Here is a 1,643-nt window from a genome sequence, read left to right as displayed (position 1 = left end):
CGCATCCAGGCTTCGGACTGACGCGCCGCCTCGAACCGACGCTCCCAGACGAGGCCAGCTGCGGCCACATGATGGCCGAGCGCCCTGGCATGGTGGCGTGCCGCCTTGCGCTCGCTGTTGTCACCAAGGAGACCGGAGGCGCCACGCAGCGCTCCGAACTGCTCCGGACGCCCGGCAACCGATGTCGCCAACAGCTGGGTTTCGATCCCGTTGTCCGTGATCGCAGCGCCGAGCCTGGCGGCGACAGCATCCATATCGGCATAGACATGACGGCCAACCGAACGCACCGCCTCCATCGCCCGCTCGAACACCGGTCTGGCCTTCTCACGGGCGACCGCGTCGATACTCTGGGAATAGTGTGTCAGCGCCGGCACCAGCGGCTCGACCTTTTCCCTGTGCGCGGCGATATCGCGCGTCGGACCGAGCCCGATCTCACTTCTGATCCCGAATGCCTCCGCCAGTCCGCGCCGCGCGGCAAAGTCACCGACATAGTCGAGCGTCGTTTCCTTGGCGCCGGATCGTCCCATGCTGGCAGCGAGCGCCGTCATGTCCCTGAACGCGTCGCGGCCGGCATAAAGCTGCACACCTTCGCGATGACGGGTCATCGCCACATAGGTCAGGTGCCGGTCCATCGTGGCGGATGCGAGAACGAAGGCGCGGTCGACCGTCGCCCCCTGCGCCTTGTGGATGGTCGTCGCATAGCCGTGGTCAAAGGCCTGGTAACTCTTGACCGGTATGGAGAGCAGTTGAGCCTTCCGTTGGGCATTCGCCTGCCCGCGGCCGTCGAGACGTATCTGGAGTGCGTCCGGTTCGACGGACTCGACCGTTCCCAGCATGCCGTTCTTCACCTTGAGCTCGCGATTGTTCTCCAGGAGAACGATCCGATCGCCCGGCGCAAAGCACCGCTGGCCGTCATTGGTCTGGTAGACGAGTTCACGACCGAGAGATGTGTGCTCTTCCTCGCCCTTTGCCAACAGTCCGCGCGCCTGAAGGCCGGCGCGGATATCGGCATTGATCGAGGCCACATCGACGCGACGATGGGCGAGCGCAATCCGCGATCCGGACGAACCCTCGAGATCGGCGAGATAGTCGCGCACCAGGGCCGCGCGTGCTTCATCGCGATTGTCGTGGAACTGGACCGCGCCGTGCCCGGCATAGAGCGCCAGTCCGTCACCGGTGCGATGCGTGGCAAAGGCAATCGATGCCTCGCGCTGCCAGCCCTCGGTCTGCCGGCGGATCTCCGAAAGGGCGACGGCACCGATACGTTCGGCAATCGCCCGGAACGGCGCCCCCGCACCGATCGCCTGCAGCTGCTCGTGATCGCCGACCAGAACCAGCTTGGCACCACGCGCCTCGGCCTCATTGACGAAGCGTGCCAGCTGCCGGCTGCCGACCATGCCGGCCTCGTCGATGACAAGCACATCATTGCCGCCGAGCGCGCCCCTGCCCGCCTGCCAGCGATGCTCCCAGGACGCCAATGTGCTGGATGGAATGCCGGAGGATTCCTCCAGTCCCTCGGCCGCCTTGCCGGCAAGGGCTGCACCATGGACGCGGTAGCCCTGCGCCTCCCAGGCCTGGCGCGCCGCCGCCAGCATCGTCGACTTGCCGGCCCCGGCAAAGCCGATCACCGCTGATATCTGCGC

Annotated in this window: 1 protein-coding gene; it reads right to left on the bottom strand. The window is 66.5% G+C overall.

The window, feature by feature from the left end; translation table 11 throughout:
- Positions 1–1,643: AAA family ATPase (locus EV286_RS31820; protein ID WP_165933020.1), on the bottom strand; the 1,643-nt coding region annotated here is incomplete at both ends.

Origin of the sequence: Rhizobium sp. BK251, from assembly GCF_004345245.1 — a bacterium.
Taxonomy (GTDB): Bacteria; Pseudomonadota; Alphaproteobacteria; order Rhizobiales; family Rhizobiaceae; genus Rhizobium.
This window is presented reverse-complemented; position numbering and strand designations above follow the sequence as displayed.